The organism is Streptomyces sp. NPDC004732 (genome assembly GCF_040609235.1).
In the GTDB taxonomy this organism is placed as follows: domain Bacteria; phylum Actinomycetota; class Actinomycetes; order Streptomycetales; family Streptomycetaceae; genus Streptomyces.
On record NZ_JBEXJR010000046.1, the window covers coordinates 1 to 1,288 of the forward strand.

Annotated in this window: 1 pseudogene; it reads right to left on the reverse strand. The window is 36.2% G+C overall.

Annotated elements, in window-relative coordinates:
- Nucleotides 1–317: 317 nt before the first annotated feature.
- A pseudogene (locus ABZV77_RS42660) lies at nucleotides 318–1,196 on the reverse strand (IS3-like element IS981 family transposase); the annotation flags it as partial.
- Nucleotides 1,197–1,288: the final 92 nt, after the last annotated feature.

Genomic DNA, 1,288 nt, shown 5'->3' on the forward strand with positions numbered 1-1,288 from the left:
GTTTAAGATTAGGATAGCACGACTTATTTATTTTCCAATGAAATTAACTAGCAATTCGGGTATAATAAACTATTTTTTTAAACATGTACACGACAGATAGACGACAAAAGAACGACAATCTACCGACACAAAGGTAAAACAACAGTTTTGGAGGAAATAATAAAAGCAGTAATCATACTAAAAACTGCTTTTATTATTGTTTTATTTTTCATGTTACTTTGTTTTGGACTTTTTATTCTTTAGTTTTTTATATTCTTTATTGATGACGTTAAGTCAAGTTTTTAGAGTAACAAACGTAGAATTTTAATCTATTTATTTTAAGCACTTACCTTTTCAAATTGATTAGGTGTAAGATACCCTAAACTTTGATGGATTCGTTTTGAATTATAAAAGGCTTCGATGTACCAGAAAATACTCTGATAGGCTTCTTCAAAGTTCTTATATTTAAATTGATACACCCACTCTCTTTTTAAATGTCCATGCCAAGATTCAAGACTGGCATTATGATAAGGGTATCCCCTTCGACTGAAAGAGTGAGTCATCCCATAATACTTAAGCAACTCTTCATACTCTAGACTCGTATACTGGCTTCCTTGGTCAGAATGAAGAATAACAGCTTCTGGATAGTCTTGTGATTTAATGGCCTTATTTAAAGTTCTTTGCACTAATTCTACAGTCATTCGCTTGCCCAAATCCCAAGCAATGACTTTTTTAGTATAACGATCCATAATGGTTGAGAGATAAGCCCATCCTTGTTGAGTAGGAATATAAGTAATGTCGGTTGACCAAACCTTATTTTTCTTTGTAGGTTCAGTCTGTATAAGATTTTTTCGATTGATGTGATCACTTAGTGAGTATCCAGGCTTAAATTTCTTAATGACTACAGACTTGAGTTGAAGTTGCTTCATTAGCTTCTGTACCAGTTTTAACCCGACTTTTTCCTCTTGTTTAAGTAGAAGATGATGAATTTTAGGAGCACCATAGATTCCTCGGTTAGCATTGAAGAGTTGAGAAATTTTGAGTGACAGGTATTGTCTCCTTAATTGAGTTTTAGATGGATGTCGGTTAATCCGTTCATAATAACTTGATTCAGGAACATCAAGGAGTTGACAGCTTAGTCTGACATTGAGTGCTAAAGTTTGTATGGTTTGAGCCATATCCGCAGCACTCACTTCTTTTTCTCGGCGAATATGGTCTCCGTACGCCTCTTCGACACGGAGGCCGAGCAGCAGCAGGCGATGTGGAAGGGCACGCGCCGCCTCATCCTGCGCAACATCCCCGTGAATCC